The sequence below is a fragment of the Aequorivita aquimaris genome, from assembly GCF_001573155.1.
In the GTDB taxonomy this organism is placed as follows: domain Bacteria; phylum Bacteroidota; class Bacteroidia; order Flavobacteriales; family Flavobacteriaceae; genus Aequorivita; species Aequorivita aquimaris.
The window spans coordinates 1-1,623 of sequence record NZ_JRWG01000027.1; the positions used below are offsets into that span (position 1 = coordinate 1).

The 1,623-nt window shown below is 53.0% G+C and carries 1 protein-coding gene; it reads left to right on the forward strand.

Going from position 1 to position 1,623, the window contains the following annotated elements; all coding sequences use genetic code 11:
• Nucleotides 1-44 precede the first annotated feature (44 nt).
• Nucleotides 45-1,601, forward strand: coding sequence for an IS1182 family transposase (locus LS48_RS14565; protein ID WP_076692492.1), 1,557 nt, complete (start codon nucleotides 45-47; stop codon nucleotides 1,599-1,601).
• Nucleotides 1,602-1,623: the final 22 nt, after the last annotated feature.

Here is a 1,623-nt window from a genome sequence, read left to right on the forward strand (position 1 = left end):
TTTTTTTTTCCTTCAAAACCCCCGTATTTCCGTATCTTCATGCCATGGAATATCTACAGGGACAAGACCGCCAGCAACTGGCCCTCTACACCACCTGCCTCGACGAGATGGTGCCGGAGGAGAACAGCGTCCGCTTTATCGATCGATTCGTCGGGGCACTCGATCTGGAAGAGCTGGGGTTTGCCGCCCTGCCCGCACAGGGCCGTCCGCCGTACGACCCGGCAGACCTGCTCAAGCTCTACATCTATGGCTACATGAACCGTATGCGGTCGTCTAGGGAACTGGAGAAGGAATGCCATCGCAACCTGGAGGTCATATGGCTCTTGAAAAACCTGAAGCCTGACCACAATACCATTGCACGCTTCAGGAAGGACAACCCAAAGGCCATAAAACGTGTCTTCAGGGAGAGCGTGAGCATCGCCCGGAACTTCAACCTCATAGGGGGAGAGCTCATAGCGGGCGACTCCACCAAGCTGCGGGCCCAGAACAGCAAGAAGAACAATTACAACAGGAAGAAGGTCCAGCGCCATTTGGATTACATTGACAATAAACTGGAGGAACACAATAAAGCCCTGGCCACGGCCGACGGCGACCGGAAAGAGGCACTGGAAAGACAGGTGGGGCACCGCAGGGCGCAACGCAAGAAGTATGAGCAGCTCCAAAAGAGATTGGGAGAAGATAGGTCCTCTGGGAATCCGCAGATCTCCACATCAGACCCGGACAGCAGGCACCAGATCGTACGGGGGCCGATCACGGAAGTGAGCTATACCGCACAGACCACTGTTGATGCGGACCACAAATTGTTACTGGACTACAAGCTCACCAACCAAAATGACAAGAAAGCGATGGGGATGATGCTCAGAAGGGCGAAATCCATTCTAAGGACCAGCCAGTTCACGGCGCTTTATGACAAGGGATACCATACGGGCAGCGAATTGAGGACAGCGGATGCCCTCGGGATAAGCACCTTGGTCGCCATTCCGGAGATAGGCAGGGCAAGCCAGGCACCAAATCCGGATTATAACGCAGAGAACTTCACATACGACATCGAAAAGGACACCTACACCTGTCCGCAGGGAAATGAACTGAGCTCCAACCAGACCTGGTACAGCACAAGGAACTACCGCTTTAAGCAATACAAGACCACGGCCTGCAAGAAATGCCCCGTACGCCACGAATGCACCAGGGCCCGGGCCAATGGCAAGGTCGTACAACGAAGTGAATTTACCCAGAACATACGGAACAATGCGGACAGGGTCGCCCAGAACGGGGAGCTCTATAAAAAACGGCAGGCACTGGTGGAACATCCTTTTGGCACCATAAAACGGCAATGGGGGTTCGACCATATCATGACCAAGAGGGGCCTTGAGAGTGCCTCGGCGGATTTTGGCCTGATTGCGCTGGCATACAACCTCAAACGAATGCTAAAGCTGGGGATAACGCTTGCAGGGTGGCCTGTTTTGCTGCTTTTATGGCTTCAAGGGGCGCTTTCCCTTCACAAACATGCCCTGAAAACGGTTTCTGGGGACAAAGGCCGATCTTTCAACTTTTACTCCATTTACTTGCCGAAAATGGAATTAAAAACTATTTTCAACAATTGAAGGGCGGTTTTGAGACAGACTG